5 protein-coding genes are annotated in these 17,191 nt (G+C 42.4%); 3 read left to right on the forward strand and 2 right to left on the reverse strand.

Annotated elements, in window-relative coordinates:
• Nucleotides 1-45 precede the first annotated feature (45 nt).
• From ABIB50_RS25080 to ABIB50_RS25090, 3 genes are all read left to right on the forward strand, one after another.
• Nucleotides 46-6,618 (forward strand): amino acid adenylation domain-containing protein, encoded by a 6,573-nt coding sequence (locus tag ABIB50_RS25080; protein WP_429384598.1) that lies wholly within the window; start codon nt 46-48, stop codon nt 6,616-6,618.
• A gap of 67 nt (nt 6,619-6,685) precedes the next feature.
• Entirely contained in the window at nt 6,686-10,945 is a 4,260-nt protein-coding gene (locus tag ABIB50_RS25085) for an amino acid adenylation domain-containing protein (protein ID WP_429384432.1), read from the forward strand.
• A gap of 70 nt (nt 10,946-11,015) precedes the next feature.
• On the forward strand, nt 11,016-12,878 hold the full coding sequence (locus tag ABIB50_RS25090) for an ABC transporter ATP-binding protein (RefSeq protein WP_429384434.1): 1,863 nt from the start codon (nt 11,016-11,018) through the stop codon (nt 12,876-12,878).
• Nucleotides 12,879-13,378: 500 nt separating this feature from the next.
• Here ABIB50_RS25090 and ABIB50_RS25095 read toward each other — a convergent pair whose 3' ends face one another.
• The gene (locus ABIB50_RS25095) at nt 13,379-15,880 is read right to left on the reverse strand and encodes a hypothetical protein (RefSeq protein ID WP_429384435.1); all 2,502 of its coding nucleotides are present in this window, start codon (nt 15,878-15,880) and stop codon (nt 13,379-13,381) included.
• Nucleotides 15,881-16,110: 230 nt separating this feature from the next.
• Nucleotides 16,111-17,034, reverse strand: coding sequence for a PorP/SprF family type IX secretion system membrane protein (locus ABIB50_RS25100; RefSeq protein ID WP_429384436.1), 924 nt, complete (start codon nt 17,032-17,034; stop codon nt 16,111-16,113).
• Nucleotides 17,035-17,191: the final 157 nt, after the last annotated feature.

Consider the following 17,191-nt stretch of genomic DNA (forward strand, 5'->3'; position numbering starts at 1 on the left):
GCTTATGTTGCACCGCGGAATGAGCTGGAAGCGCAGCTGGCAACCATATGGCAGGAGCTGCTGGGCGTTGATCGTGTCGGCATCCATGATAACTTTTTCGAGCTGGGAGGGCATTCGTTGCTAGTAATGCGGGTTTTAGCTGCTATCCGTAAGGAATTAAACCTACAATTAGTTATAACAAATATCTTTACCCACCCTACAATTGCAGGGTTGAGTGGTTTCTTAAAAATTCAAAAACACGGTTCATTACCACCTATCATAAAGGCAGTTCAAATACGCCCTGCCGATATACCGTTATCCTTCAGTCAGGAGCGTTTATGGTTTATTGACCAGTTGGAGGGGAGTGTGCAGTACCATACTACGGCCGTATTGCGGTTAAAGGGAGCGCTTGATGTAGTTTCGTTATCGTTGGCACTACGAACGATTGTGTTGCGTCACGAGGTATTGCGGACAGTCTACCGAGAGGAAGAGGGCCGGGTTTACCAGTATGTTAACCCGGGCGATGACTGGGAAATGAAGGTGAGCGAAAAGTTGAATTACCAGCAGGATTTAAAAGCGCTTCAGGATTATGTCCAGCAAGTCAGTAAAGTTCCCTTCGATTTAACGTCAGCGGCGATGTTTCGTGCGGAATTGATTCAGTTGGCTACACAGGAACATGTGCTGGTAGTGACGATGCACCATATTGCCTCCGACGCTTGGTCGATGCCAATACTTGTGCAAGAAGTAGCGGCGCTGTACCGCTCCTTTACAGCAGGAGAGGCCTCGCCGCTAGCTCCGCTGCCCTTACAATACACCGATTATTCAGTTTGGCAGCGCGAGTATCTGCAGGGGGAGGTGCTGGCTACCAAGCTTGACTATTGGCGGAGAAAGCTGGAAGGCTCCATGCCTTTGGAACTTCCGTCGGATTATGTGCGGCCGCAGCTAGGGAGCAGTCGTGGAAGCGCATGCAGGTTCAGTATTGATAAAGAATTGTCAACAGCCATCCAGGCTTTGAGCCAGTCAGAGGGAGTGACGCTTTATATGACGCTGCTGGCGGCCTTTAACGTGTTGCTATACCGCTATAGCGGTCAACAGGATATCTGTGTGGGGACCTCTATTGCCGGTCGTCCTCAGCAGGAGCTCGAAAAGCTAATTGGTTTTTTTGTCAATACGCTGGCTCTTCGGACCCAGGTAGCGGGCGAGCTGAGCTTTACCGGTTTACTGCAAGCGGTAAAAGCGACTACGCTGGAAGCTTACAGTCATCAGGATGTTCCTTTTGAAAAAGTCGTAGAGACCGTTGTAAAAGAGCGGGATTCGAATCGGAGCCCACTTTTTCAAGTGATGCTGGTGCTACAAAACACACCGGATACACCTCAGTTAGCGCTGGGGGATTTAATCTTATCAGGCGAAGCTTATGAGCAGACGCTGGTCAAATTTGATCTGACGTTTTTTATTAGCGAAACCAGTCAGGGGCTTCAGGGCACGGTCCAGTATAGCACCGATCTATATAAGGTGGAATCCATTGAGCGGATGATCCGTCATTTTACAGCGCTTTTGCAATCCATTGTAAAACAGCCACAACAAGCTGTTGGCCAGTTGTCAATGATGAATAAGAAAGAGGAAGACCTACTGCTGAATGGATTTAATACCAGTAAGGCCGGTTATCCGCAGGATAAAAACGTGGTATCGTTATTTGAAGAGCAAGCAGCGGGTAGGCCGGACGCGACAGCATTAGTATTTGAAGAGCGGCAGTTTACCTACCAAATGCTTAACGAGCGATCTAATCAACTCGCTTATTACCTTAAGCGTAAAGGGATAGCACCAGGGCAACTGATACCGTTATTGATAGATCGTAGTCCAGAAATGATCATTGGTATATTAGGGATTCTAAAAGCGGGCTGTGCTTATGTTCCTATAGATACGGAATTTCCACAAGATCGTATCGATTACATGGTGGCTGACTGCGGGGCAACGCAGCTTATGCTTGGCAAAGCGCACCGCTCGAAAGTGTCAACTACGACCGGCCTGTCGGTCATTGAATTAGACGGAGGCGACCTGGAAGTACTCAATCAGCAACCGGTAGCTAATCTGCCGGCTGTGATTTCCCCGTCTGATCTTGCCTATGTGATCTATACCTCCGGTTCTACAGGCAGACCCAAAGGAGTGATGATCGAACACGGTAATTTAATTGATTATGTGTATGGGTTAAATGAGCGTATAAATTTAGCATCATGCCAGTCGTTTGCGCTGGTCTCTACGATAGCCACCGACCTGGGCAATACGGTGCTTTACGGTTCCCTGCTGCTGGGCGGATGTTTACACTTGTTTTCCAAGCAGACGGTAAGTGATATAGCGGCGTTACATAGCTATTTTAAGGTACATACGATTGATTGTTTAAAGATCGTTCCATCCCATTGGAAGGCATTGCAGTCGGAGGAGCAAATGTTATTACCTGCTCGATTACTGATTTTTGGCGGAGAAAGCTTACCAGCGGCTATGGTAGCTGGTATCGATCTGTCAAGCTCCAGCTGCAGGATAGTCAATCACTATGGACCTACGGAGACCACTATCGGAAAACTACTGCATGAGCTAAGTTCAGACGGCGATTATAATAGAGTTATCCCCATTGGCAAACCCTTTGGCAATACCCGGGTTTATGTGTTGAGCAAAGAGTTGGCATTATGCCCCATAGGCGTTTCCGGCCAGCTATATATAGGCGGTCAGGGCGTGTCACGAGGGTACGTCAATAACAGTGATTTAACTTACGAGAAGTTTATTCCTAATCCGTACCTTCAGGCAGACAGCCCGGTATTATACAGCACGGGCGACCTGGTCAGTTATCAGGCCGACGGAAATATAGTATTTATAGGTCGTGTGGACGACCAGGTAAAGATTCGGGGGTATCGGGTAGAGCCCGGTGAACTTGAGCGAGCAATAGTACAAAGCGGGCACGTAGCGCAGGCGGTAGTACTTACTGTAGATGATAAACAAGGCAATAAGCAATTGGCAAGCTACATCATTCCTACGGATACTTTTAAGCGGGAAACCTTGTTAACTTATTTAAAAACAGTACTGCCAGATTACATGGTACCCTCGAAGTTGATTGAGTTGACCAGTTTTCCTTTAATGACTAACGGCAAAATAGATAAGAAAGTCTTAGCTATGGTGCAAGAATCCAACGAAACAACTACCGGTTATACGGCTCCGCGTAACGAAACAGAGCAAAGACTAGCCATTATCTGGCAAGAAATCCTGGAGACAGAACAAATAGGAATATATGATGACTTTTTTGAATTGGGGGGGCATTCACTACTAGCTGTACGCCTAATCTCAGCTATTCGTAAATCCCTGCAGACCGAACTGCCCATCAGTGATATATTTGACTATCCAACCATTGAAACCCTGGCTGAAAAACTTAACTCCCAAAATAAGAATATAGCTACAGGTCTTCCTTTAATAGAGATTAGTCAGCCAAGACCCGGAAAGATACCATTATCATTCAGTCAGGAACGATTATGGTTTATTGACCGGTTGGAGGGGAGCTTAGCCTATCACATACCAACAGTAATGCGCTTAAATGGCCAACTTGATATTGAGGCATTGGCTTATGCAATGAAGGCTATCATCCATCGCCATGAGGTATTACGTACAGTGATCGTCGAAGAAGACGGGCAGGCTTACCAATGTATAAACCCAGGTGATGATTGGCAATTGAATATCATAGCTGGTGTAGCATATCAGTCTGACAGTATCGGGTTGAAAACCACTATTGATAGACTGATTAGGGCGCCTTTTAATCTTTCTACTGATGCGATGCTTCGGGCCGATTTGATTGTCTTAAACGATACCGAACAGGTGTTAGTTCTGACGCTACACCATATCGCTTCTGATGGCTGGTCACGATCAATACTTATCCGTGAACTAACCGAACTCTATCATGCTCATAAAGACAACCGACATTCCCTATTGCCTGCCCTACCTTTACAATATGCGGATTATGCGATTTGGCAACGAGAATACTTACAGGGCGCACTCTTAAAAGAAAAGTTAGCTTATTGGAAATCTAAATTAGATGGATTGAAACCTTTGCAGCTGGCAACGGATTACGGTCGACCCGTTGTTCAAAGTCATAAGGGCGCGCTCTTTGGTTTCCGGGTCGATCGGGAGTTGTCTGAAGCCGTGCAAACCTTAAGCACAAAACAAGGGACTACCTTGTATATGACATTGCTTACTGCTTTTAAGGTAATGCTATATAGATATACTGGTCAGTCGGACATTTGTGTAGGCACGCCTGTCGCCGGCCGTCAAATAGCGGAAGTAGAAGGTTTGATAGGATTCTTTTTAAATACATTAGCCATACGAACTGAGATACCCGACAACATAATATTTTCTGACTTATTACAACATATAAAGGTGGGCACCTTGGAAGCTTTTAATTACCAGGACGTCCCCTTTGAAAAAGTAGTGGAAGAGATAGTTAAGGAACGAGATATAAGTCAGAATCCGTTGTTTCAAGTCATGTTTGTATTACAAAATACACCAGATATACCCCAAGTAGACCTTGGCGAATTAACGTTGGCTGTAGAGCGCCATAATCACTCCGATTCAAAATTTGATTTAACCTTTAATGTCACAGCTACCACGTCCGGACTTAATGTGTTAATAGAGTACCGCACTGAATTGTTCACCGAAGAAACCATTCGCCGGATGCAAAGCCACTTTACTGAATTGTTAAGTTCAATTATCCGTTTTCCAGAACTGCCTATAAGTAAATTACCCATCATTGGCCACGCCGAATTAAATACTTTGTTAATTGATTTTAATGGCAGGGAAATAGATTTTTCGAACGAACCGAATGTTATTAACTTAATTGAAGAACAAGTAGAGAACAATCCCGACGCAACAGCGATCCTATATGGTGAACAGCGCCTGAGCTACAGGGAACTAAATAATCGTGCAAATCAACTCAGTATTTATTTAAGAAATAAAGGAATTAAAGCAGAAACATTGGTGCCAATTTGCATCGAACGAAGTCCTGAACTAATTGTTGGCCTACTTGCGATTTTAAAAGCGGGCGGCGCCTATGTGCCAATTGATCCTACTTATCCGCAAGAACGAATTCTTTTTATGATCGCAGATATCAATTCGGGCTTCGTAGTTAGCACCTCCGCCCATAAACAAACGTTTAGAAGTGTAGCAGACCTTCAGGTGATTAATTTGGATCAGTTGCACCTTGACAAAATAAAGGAAGAACAAATCGAAAATCATACAAGTTTAATCCCGCTTGAGCAATTAGCGTATGTAATCTATACCTCTGGCTCGACCGGCCGGCCTAAGGGTGTAATGATCGAGCATCGGAACCTCTTAAACCTCGTGCAATGGCACAAGCGAGAATACGAAGTGGCTGCATCAAGCTGCGCGACTGCGATGTCCGGAATCAGTTTCGACGCTTTTGGCTGGGAAATCTGGCCGTACCTGTGTTGCGGCGCATCCATTTTGATTCTCAACGATGAACAACGAAGAATCAGTATGGATTTGTTGGCTAAGTTCCATGATCATAACATTACCCATAGCTTTATTCCTACCGCCTTAGCCAGGGACTTTGTAGCGATCACTAGGAATAAGCCCCTCTCGTTGAAGTATCTGCTTACCGGCGGGGATAAACTGCCCGGGCTGAATTTTCGGGAGTTGTCTTATTCATTCGTCAATAATTACGGTCCCACCGAAAATACGGTTGTTTCAACGAACTACAAAGTATCAAACGAAAAAGCAGTTCCTCCTATTGGTAAGCCAATCGTAAATACTAAAATCTATATCTTAGACAAAGAAAGGCAGATTGTTCCAATCGGCATTCCTGGTGAATTGTATATCGGGGGGGCGCAGGTAGGGCGGGGCTATCTAAATCGTCCGGAATTTACGATAGCAAATTTCACAGCAAATCCATTTGTTGAGGATGACAAAAACCAACTTTATAGATCCGGAGATCTGGGCCGTTGGCTGCCCGATGGCAATATCGAATACTTAGGTAGAGTAGACAATCAGATCAAACTTCGCGGTTACAGGATCGAACTCGGAGAAATCGAAAGTGTCCTGATACAAAGTGATATGGTTAAACAAGCAGTAGTTGTTTTAAAAGAGGATCATATTGGTAATCAAAAACTGGTAGCTTATGTGGTGCCAGAATTTTCCTTTGACAGACAAGATATGGAGTTATACCTCGAGCGTAAGCTTCCGAGATATATGATCCCTACAGTCTGGTTAACCATAGATCATATACCAATTAATTCTAATGGCAAAGTGGATCCAAAGGCTTTACCTGAACCAAATTCAAGTGAAGTATATTCGCAAATTTATGTGGCGCCACGCAACGACTTGGAGCAAAAGCTGGCTGACATCTGGCAAAAACTATTAGGTGTTGAACGCGTAGGTATAAACGACAATTTCTTTGAATTGGGAGGACATTCTCTTTTGGCCATGCGATTAGCTTCATATATTGAAAAGGAATTACAGGTCACCGTTCCAATCCAGTTATTATTCCAATTTGCTTCTGTTAGTGCATTAAGTAAGTATTGGGAATTACAATCCTCAGCCGAATCAAAAGAAAAAAACACAATATCTTTTAAAGTTTTAGACGTATAATTGTTAAGATATTTGTACTCCACCTCGCTGGTATAGGAATGGGTTAGGAGTCACTACAGGTTACGGAATGGAGAAAACGTTTATTAAAGTTTTAGAGTTATTATACTTTGCGAAACAGCAGAAAGTGGATGTCATTTTAAATGATGATCGGCTTCAGTTGAAAGTACCTGAGGGTCAAGATATTGATGGAGATTTATTGCGTGAAATAAAAGGCAACAAAGAAGCGATTATAAGTTTTTTACGGAATGAAGATTGGAAATTAAAGCCTTTCAGCAATGTGGTAAAAAAGCTGGATAGAGGACTTCTACGCCGGATACCGTTATCCTTCAGTCAGGAGCGTTTATGGTTTATTGACCAGTTGGAGGGGAGTGTGCAGTACCATACTACGGCCGTATTGCGGTTAAAGGGAGCGCTTGATGTAGTTTCGTTATCGTTGGCACTACGAACGATTGTGTTGCGTCACGAGGTATTGCGGACAGTCTACCGAGAGGAAGAGGGCCGGGTTTACCAGTATGTTAACCCGGGCGATGACTGGGAAATGAAGGTGAGCGAAAAGTTGAATTACCAGCAGGATTTAAAAGCGCTTCAGGATTATGTCCAGCAAGTCAGTAAAGTTCCCTTCGATTTAACGTCAGCGGCGATGTTTCGTGCGGAATTGATTCAGTTGGCTACACAGGAACATGTGCTGGTAGTGACGATGCACCATATTGCCTCCGACGCTTGGTCGATGCCAATACTTGTGCAAGAAGTAGCGGCGCTGTACCGCTCCTTTACAGCAGGAGAGGCCTCGCCGCTAGCTCCGCTGCCCTTACAATACACCGATTATTCAGTTTGGCAGCGCGAGTATCTGCAGGGGGAGGTGCTGGCTACCAAGCTTGACTATTGGCGGAGAAAGCTGGAAGGCTCCATGCCTTTGGAACTTCCGTCGGATTATGTGCGGCCGCAGCTAGGGAGCAGTCGTGGAAGCGCATGCAGGTTCAGTATTGATAAAGAATTGTCAACAGCCATCCAGGCTTTGAGCCAGTCAGAGGGAGTGACGCTTTATATGACGCTGCTGGCGGCCTTTAACGTGTTGCTATACCGCTATAGCGGTCAACAGGATATCTGTGTGGGGACCTCTATTGCCGGTCGTCCTCAGCAGGAGCTCGAAAAGCTAATTGGTTTTTTTGTCAATACGCTGGCTCTTCGGACCCAGGTAGCGGGCGAGCTGAGCTTTACCGGTTTACTGCAAGCGGTAAAAGCGACTACGCTGGAAGCTTACAGTCATCAGGATGTTCCTTTTGAAAAAGTCGTAGAGACCGTTGTAAAAGAGCGGGATTCGAATCGGAGCCCACTTTTTCAAGTGATGCTGGTGCTACAAAACACACCGGATACACCTCAGTTAGCGCTGGGGGATTTAATCTTATCAGGCGAAGCTTATGAGCAGACGCTGGTCAAATTTGATCTGACGTTTTTTATTAGCGAAACCAGTCAGGGGCTTCAGGGCACGGTCCAGTATAGCACCGATCTATATAAGGTGGAATCCATTGAGCGGATGATCCGTCATTTTACAGCGCTTTTGCAATCCATTGTAAAACAGCCACAACAAGCTGTTGGCCAGTTGTCAATGATGAATAAGAAAGAGGAAGACCTACTGCTGAATGGATTTAATACCAGTAAGGCCGGTTATCCGCAGGATAAAAACGTGGTATCGTTATTTGAAGAGCAAGCAGCGGGTAGGCCGGACGCGACAGCATTAGTATTTGAAGAGCGGCAGTTTACCTACCAAATGCTTAACGAGCGATCTAATCAACTCGCTTATTACCTTAAGCGTAAAGGGATAGCACCAGGGCAACTGATACCGTTATTGATAGATCGTAGTCCAGAAATGATCATTGGTATATTAGGGATTCTAAAAGCGGGCTGTGCTTATGTTCCTATAGATACGGAATTTCCACAAGATCGTATCGATTACATGGTGGCTGACTGCGGGGCAACGCAGCTTATGCTTGGCAAAGCGCACCGCTCGAAAGTGTCAACTACGACCGGCCTGTCGGTCATTGAATTAGACGGAGGCGACCTGGAAGTACTCAATCAGCAACCGGTAGCTAATCTGCCGGCTGTGATTTCCCCGTCTGATCTTGCCTATGTGATCTATACCTCCGGTTCTACAGGCAGACCCAAAGGAGTGATGATCGAACACGGTAATTTAATTGATTATGTGTATGGGTTAAATGAGCGTATAAATTTAGCATCATGCCAGTCGTTTGCGCTGGTCTCTACGATAGCCACCGACCTGGGCAATACGGTGCTTTACGGTTCCCTGCTGCTGGGCGGATGTTTACACTTGTTTTCCAAGCAGACGGTAAGTGATATAGCGGCGTTACATAGCTATTTTAAGGTACATACGATTGATTGTTTAAAGATCGTTCCATCCCATTGGAAGGCATTGCAGTCGGAGGAGCAAATGTTATTACCTGCTCGATTACTGATTTTTGGCGGAGAAAGCTTACCAGCGGCTATGGTAGCTGGTATCGATCTGTCAAGCTCCAGCTGCAGGATAGTCAATCACTATGGACCTACGGAGACCACTATCGGAAAACTACTGCATGAGCTAAGTTCAGACGGCGATTATAATAGAGTTATCCCCATTGGCAAACCCTTTGGCAATACCCGGGTTTATGTGTTGAGCAAAGAGTTGGCATTATGCCCCATAGGCGTTTCCGGCCAGCTATATATAGGCGGTCAGGGCGTGTCACGAGGGTACGTCAATAACAGTGATTTAACTTACGAGAAGTTTATTCCTAATCCGTACCTTCAGGCAGACAGCCCGGTATTATACAGCACGGGCGACCTGGTCAGTTATCAGGCCGACGGAAATATAGTATTTATAGGTCGTGTGGACGACCAGGTAAAGATTCGGGGGTATCGGGTAGAGCCCGGTGAACTTGAGCGAGCAATAGTACAAAGCGGGCACGTAGCGCAGGCGGTAGTACTTACTGTAGATGATAAACAAGGCAATAAGCAATTGGCAAGCTACATCATTCCTACGGATACTTTTAAGCGGGAAACCTTGTTAACTTATTTAAAAACAGTACTGCCAGATTACATGGTACCCTCGAAGTTGATTGAGTTGACCAGTTTTCCTTTAATGACTAACGGCAAAATAGATAAGAAAGTCTTAGCTATGGTGCAAGAATCCAACGAAACAACTACCGGTTATACGGCTCCGCGTAACGAAACAGAGCAAAGACTAGCCATTATCTGGCAAGAAATCCTGGAGACAGAACAAATAGGAATATATGATGACTTTTTTGAATTGGGGGGGCATTCACTACTAGCTGTACGCCTAATCTCAGCTATTCGTAAATCCCTGCAGACCGAACTGCCCATCAGTGATATATTTGACTATCCAACCATTGAAACCCTGGCTGAAAAACTTAACTCCCAAAATAAGAATATAGCTACAACTGTGTTTAAATCGCTTATTCCTATAAAACGCACGGGGAATAAACGTCCACTCTATATTGTCTGTGGCACGGGGGGGACGATATATACTTTTAAGCAGTTTGTCAATTTATTAGACCAACAACAACCCGTTTATGGCTTGCAACAACCGGAACTGGACGAACTGAATGACTTTCCGATTACCATTGAAGAAATTGCCACAAAATATATCGCTGAAATATTGATTCAAAACCCTAACGGTCCGTATGCGCTTTCCGGACATTGTGTTGGGGGAATCATTGCTTTTGAAATGGCGAAACAGCTCAGGCAAATGGGAAAAGAAGTAATATTGCTGGCCATATTGGATACGGTGCTTCAACTCGAACAAAAATATAGCCGAAGCACCTTGAAAAATTTATACCATATACCTGCTATAGCAAAAAAAGAAATTCTGAAAATATTTACTGCTACCGGATTTCAATTTTTTCTCTGGAGTAAACATACTAGGCAAGCGATTAATTACCGGATAAGAAATGCCAATTATTTAAAAACAAAAATGCGAAGCAACAAAGACCACGCCCCGCAAGAAGTTATATTGGAAACATTCGATGAAATATCCAGGAAGTATAAAAGAGCAGCTCAGACTTATCAAATCACGCCTTACAATGGAAACCTTTTAGTGTTTTATGCCAAAGAACATTATTACTTTCTCGATAAAAGTAATAACATTCGCTACAAAAAGATTTCCCTAGATAAAAGGGTGAAAGATAGCTGGAAACAACATGCTAGTACAGTAGAAATTTATGAAGTGGAAGGTGAACATTCTGAAATTTTTGATCCAATACATGCGACCGATTTTGCAAAAATAATACAGCATCATTTAAATAAGGGTGGCGTTTAATTCTTTCATTTAATCACCGGCATTATTAATAAATAACCAGTTACTTAAATTATTAATCCATTGATAGTACATGATTAAGAATATATGGAACAATGTGTTTAAATCTGAAGGCGATCCTCTAAAAAAGACGGAAAGGTTAACTATGAAGGATAGGTTGCTCGCCTATCGAAATTTACCCCGATTTTTCCAATTAATATGGGCAACAAATGGGTGGTTGACGTTTGCGGATGGAATCATACGCCTCGTGCAATCAATTTTACCGTTGATTATTCTTCAGATTGGTAAGCGTATTATCGATCAAGTAGTTTTGATAACTCACGATAGTTCGCTCCCCCAAAGCACATTATGGAAGTTGGTTGTCGTTGAGTTTTCTTTAATAATCTGCATTACTATATTGAGTAAGCTGACCACGCTAATAGAAGATCTGTTGGCCGAGCTGCTCACTAATCGTACGAGTATGATGATTATGTCTCATGCAGCAACTTTAGATCTTATTCATTTTGAAAATTCAGCATTTTATGATAAGCTTGAGAGAGCTCGTCAACAAAGTTTTGGCAGGGCTACGCTTTTATCGCTAATTTTCAGTCAAATCCAGGATGTCATTACTTTGCTTTCGTATGTAACGATTTTAATTGCCTTTAATCCTTGGCTTATCCTGATTTTGTCAATTTCCATTTTACCGTCCTTTTTGGGGGAGGCTTATTTTAACTCAAAAAATTATTCCCTTATTCGCAGTCAGACACATGGACGTAGAGAATTAGATTATCTCAGTTTCATTGGAAGTAGCGACGCAACGGCAAAGGAGGTTCGATTATATAATCTCGCTGGGTTCTTTATTGAACGTTTCCGCACAATATCCGTAAGGTTTTATAAAGCCAAACGGAAACTTGGAATTGACCGGTCTGTTTTAGGAGCGTTGCTAAATATACCCGGAGCTGTCGGTTTTTACATATCTTTTGTTTATATCATAAAACAAGTTCTAAGCGGACGGCTCACCTTGGGTGGATTAACATTTTTGTTAGGAACTATTAGACAATTAGGCACCTTGTCTCAAAACATTGCTAAGCGATTTAGCACCATTGCTCAGGGGGCGATTTACCTCCAGGATTTTTTTAACTTTTTTGAAATTAAGCCAACAATCGGATTTCCGGTTAATGCGCGCCCTTTTCCGAATCCGATGAAAACAGGATTTTGTTTTGAAAATGTCGGATTTCAATACTTAAATTCCGGGCGTTGGGCCAACCGTAATCTCAATTTTACGCTGCGACCAGGTGAGAAGTTAGCGCTAGTCGGCGAAAATGGAGCCGGCAAGACTACTTTAGTAAAGCTCCTAGTCCGGTTATATGACCCTACCGAAGGACGTATACTGTTGGATGGATTTGATTTAAAAGAATATGATATAGATGATATTCGTTTACACATGGGAATTATTTTCCAAGATTTTCTACGCTATCAGCTTACTGCTGCTGAAAATATCGCGGTTGGAAATTTGGCGGAAATCGAAAATGAAAAATTAATCATTCAGTCCGCCAAACAAAGCCTTGCACATAGTATTATCGACAAACTGCCTGGGAAGTATCAACAAACGTTAGGGCTTAATTTTAAGAATGGAATTGAATTATCCGGTGGTGAGTGGCAAAAGATCGCTTTAGCAAGAGCTTATATGCGCAATGCCCAAATAGTAATTTTAGACGAACCTACCGCTGCTTTAGACGCCAGGTCAGAGGCGGAAGTTTTCCAGCGATTCTCAGAGGCCGCGAATCAAAAAACGGCAGTCATTATTTCCCACAGATTCAGCACCGTTCGCATGGCTGATCGAATCATGGTCTTGGAAAAAGGAGAGATATTAGAGATCGGAAGCCATAATGAATTATTGCTCAACAATGGACGTTATGCGGAATTATTTACACTACAAGCTGCAGGATACCGGTAATTGCTCCTGACCGGCATTTTAGCAGCTCCTAAATTAGTAGGTTTATTAATTATGGTGCCCAATGATTGCAGATTGCTACGGAATTACAAAATGGTCTATTTAGAAACATTATTTTTAATCATATAATGAAAAAATCTAGGCCAAGCACCAGCAAACGGTGTATTTTCAATGACTTGCGTCAAAATATTGAAGGAATGTAACCAACTGAACGGTGCAATGCCGAACAATTTTACCTCTAATATTTGTGGAGTCGGTAATTTGGACAACAAATGTCAACAGCTGTTTCCATTTTCAGTAAAACGAAATAGAAGTATTATAATACTTTCCCTTTAGGAACTGTTTTGAACTTGTGCGCCCTTTAAGTCCTTAATTAGTAATGCGACTAAGTGTGGCTGTCGATATCATTGAGCTGGGGTATAATGCGAAAAGATTTACAAACACCAGTCCTGGCTTGTAAACCTTTCGCCTTAATGAATTCCTATTAGTTAATCGTTTACCTATTAGTTTAAGTTCGTACTCATTTTTGCTCTTGACTTTTTGTTGGTAAAAATAGCACGGTCTCTTACACTCACACCCGATTTTTCCTCGCTCGACGACTCGTCAACTTTATGCGGAGATTCCACGTTATTTTTGATTTGATAAGATTCAGTTTTCTTATGAGTAGCAGTCAAGATGCTTGAACCGAGATTATACGTCAGTGATATCCCGCCAAAGAAATTGCCATTAATTGTGTTTTTAAAAAGTTGACCGTTAATCAAATTCTTCCCGGTAACCGTATATAAATTGTAAAGACCACCCGTCGCTTTCAAAAGGAAATCAGACTTTCTCAGGCCGATATGTAAAGCACCATAACTGCTTGAGGCATAATTTGCTTTAACGTCGCCATTAATAAGCATTTGAGTAGCTTCCTGTAAACTATAGACACCGTTAGGGTGAGCTCTCATATAATCCCTCGACCACTGACTGTTGCCTATTTGTCCACTACCATTTTTCGTTATCGTTCTATTTCCTATGCCGGTATTGTTAGTTTCGCCCGCATACTCCGCGTCTAAAATAAAGTGTGAACCCTTACCTTGCTCTGTTTTTCCAAGACCAAAATCGATGAGGTGGATAAGCAATGAATAACGATAGTAAGTCATACCTTGCGATAAATCAAAAAATCGAATGTTAGGTTCCTCGTTGTTTTTAGGGGTTGTGATATAGGTTGCATCAACACTCAATAAAAAAGCACTAACGTTCAGTCCCGCATGGCCACCCCAAGTGATGTAGGTGTTTTTAAATTGCGGAACAGCACCCAGCGGTCCCGGAGTAGTGCTGTTATCATAACCGACACTCCGGTTACCTAGTCCCAGAATGACACCAAATTGCGGAAAAAAAAATGGTTTTAGCCCTCTTTTCAACATTTTGGCCGTGTTGGAAAAATAAATATCTGATGCAAGTCTAATTTCCACGCCGTTTTCAGCTACGCGGGAACCTTTTTGATCAATGGCTAAACCATTTAAAATTTCCGGCACAAAATCAACCGCATCAAAAGATGCCCGGTATTCAGTATGCCGGCTTCCGACGCTGATCCTTGGGTTAAATAAAAGCACATTGGTTGATTGTTGTACATTTACCGTATTATAATAATTAACTATATTTTCACCCACCTGGCGATTGGACAATTGATTCAATGTCAAATAAACTTTCGGAGTTATAATGACCGGCGCTTCCGGCGCCGAAACTGCCACCAAAACAAGGTCTGCAAATGTCATGGAAACCGTTTTATTTTTTCCATAACCTAACGATTTTAATTTTTCAGTCCCATGGTCAGTTAATTCATTTAAACGTTTGGGGGTAAACCCTTTGGTGTCTGCTGCAACAACTTGTCCTTTGCCTTGCAATAAATAGCGGAATAATTTTATAGCATCCCGCTCGCCATAATGTAACGCCGTAAGCATCATTAGTTCCATGGCTTTATCAGCAGCATTTTGTTTTAGCTGATCCGGATTAATTACCTGATTTTCTGTTAGTAACACAGGTCCTAGATTTCCCGGTACATTTGTGTCAAAAAACAAGCTGTTTTTTAAACCTTTAATAACCAGACTTTCTTGCCCTTTGCTCAAATCATTCGTCAGATCAGCTATTAATTTGATACTTTGCGGGTGGTTTTTGATATCTTCTTCCTGCAGACGCATAAGTTCGAAGAGTGCCTGTCTATAATTAGTGTTGGCTGTTTCCTTTGAAATTTGATCGCTTGGATAAGTACGGGCCCTAAATTCCTCAACGGCAAGTTTTTCTGCTTTTGCTTTATCGTTAGAAGTACCTTGCGCTCGCGACAATAATTTCCCAATTTTAAGAGTGCTGCCGTCAAAGTCCGTAATTTGCAAGTCAGGCGTTTCCCGCATTTCACGGGTCGCCGAAGTAATAGTGATGGTATTATTAAGCTTGGTACCGTAGTCGCGAGCCATATATGCCTGGTAAACATTCTCCTTCCATTGTGGTAAGTCATTTGCTAGCGTAGCCGGTTTTGAACCTATTATAGCGCGAAGGTTTTTCAACACCAGTGGGTTCTGCGCCGAAAAAACGTTCGATTCTTTGTCAGTATGGAAAATGATAATTTTACCGTGGGGCAGGTAACTATTGACTAATTCAAATAAAGCAACTACACCATTTACTTTTTGTTTGGCAAAATATGCAAGATCTTCCTCGCTGAACAAGTTTTCCAGCAGAATACCTTGTTGGGCATTATATTTTGTAGTATCTGACAACAGTTCGGCTGCTTTAACAGCGGCGCCAACCATCCGAGAATCTGCTTGATAGGGTTGCTGATAACGTTTATACACGGTTAAAGCCGCGTCCGGTGCGCGTCTTAATTTCACGGTGTCTTGCGGAGCCCGGTAGTTAGGTCGGTTTTGGCCGTCGGCATTCAAAGAGATACCGATTAAACCAATAATTGCGATTATTAGTACCGTGTTTAGGCAAGTTTTAGCGCAATCTTTATTAAGTAAATGTTTTTCCATAATATTTAACTCGTTTATATTCAGACAATGGGAAACAAAGATACACATATAATGGCCTTTGTTCCGGATTAAAACAACAAATTAATAATACCGTTTTTCGCAAATTGTTTTACTTGAAATAAATATTAAATAAGATGTTTAAGGCAATGATGCTCGAGCAAACCGTAGACATTGCTGCCACAAACTGTTCACGAATACAGATTACTTAAAATATTGCTTAAATGGGGAGACTATAATAGGCTATGTGAACTTAAGTATTTGCCGAAGTTATATGATAAAGCAATCTCATGAGTCGAAAAATTTGTCCCGCCGAGATTGTTGGAAGCTACTCCAAACTGATAACTATAGCCAACGCTGAATTTAGCTAATCCTACTGATAAAATACCCGCCAATTTGTTATTAGATTTCAAATCAAGCCCCATCCCCAGCACTCTGTTAAAGAAGAATGTGCCGGAAACCTCAGACATTATTGGAGATCCACTGACATAAGTAAATAGCCCGGCTGGTTTAAAATCGATTCCTTGCGAAATATTCAGTAAACAAGCGGCAGTAAAGTTATAACGGTTTTTAAAATACAATTTATCATCAATAGAGGCACTTCCAAGTGACTTAATTGAAAATTCCGGCATTGATAGACCCACATAAAAATTATTGGTATAGAGCATTATACAAAAGCCGACATTAGGTTGATTTTTCCGGACATCATTAACAAATAAAGGATCACTGGAATCAAGACTGGAATAATTGGCAACATACCTTCGAATTCCCGCGTTTATAGCAACTCCAAGCCGATAGTTTTGCGAAAGTTGCACAGACTTGGCATAGAATGCGTTAACTTCGGTTAATTCTTCCACTGCCAGTTGACTATCCATGACAGTTAGGCCAGTCGCGCTGTTTATGGATTCAATGGGTATCTGTGCATTGAATGTAAAAGTGGTTGGCGAACCTGGAAGATTAATCCATTGTTTTTTTATTGTACTTGTGATTGAACCGTTTTCACTTAATAACGAATAAGCCGAGTTTATTGGTGTAAGATTATTCATATATTGGGATGAACTGTAATAATCTTGGGCTTGTACCTGACCAAAAGTAACTAGAGTGATCAAGATTAAATAAAATTTTGATGCTGCGCAGTTAAATGTGAGGTTTCTCATCTTTAATAATAAAGTAAATCAAAATACTAAATGGTTTAGGAAAGCAATTCATACTATGAGTTCCTTAACCTTTTTTCTTCTACGTACTGCCACAAGCGAAAGTTACGTTTGCGAAATATAGTGAGATTGTTTTCTCTTGTTGCGTTTCGAACTGGGC

Origin of the sequence: Mucilaginibacter sp. UYCu711 (assembly GCF_050433825.1) — a bacterium.
Lineage (GTDB): Bacteria > Bacteroidota > Bacteroidia > Sphingobacteriales > Sphingobacteriaceae > Mucilaginibacter.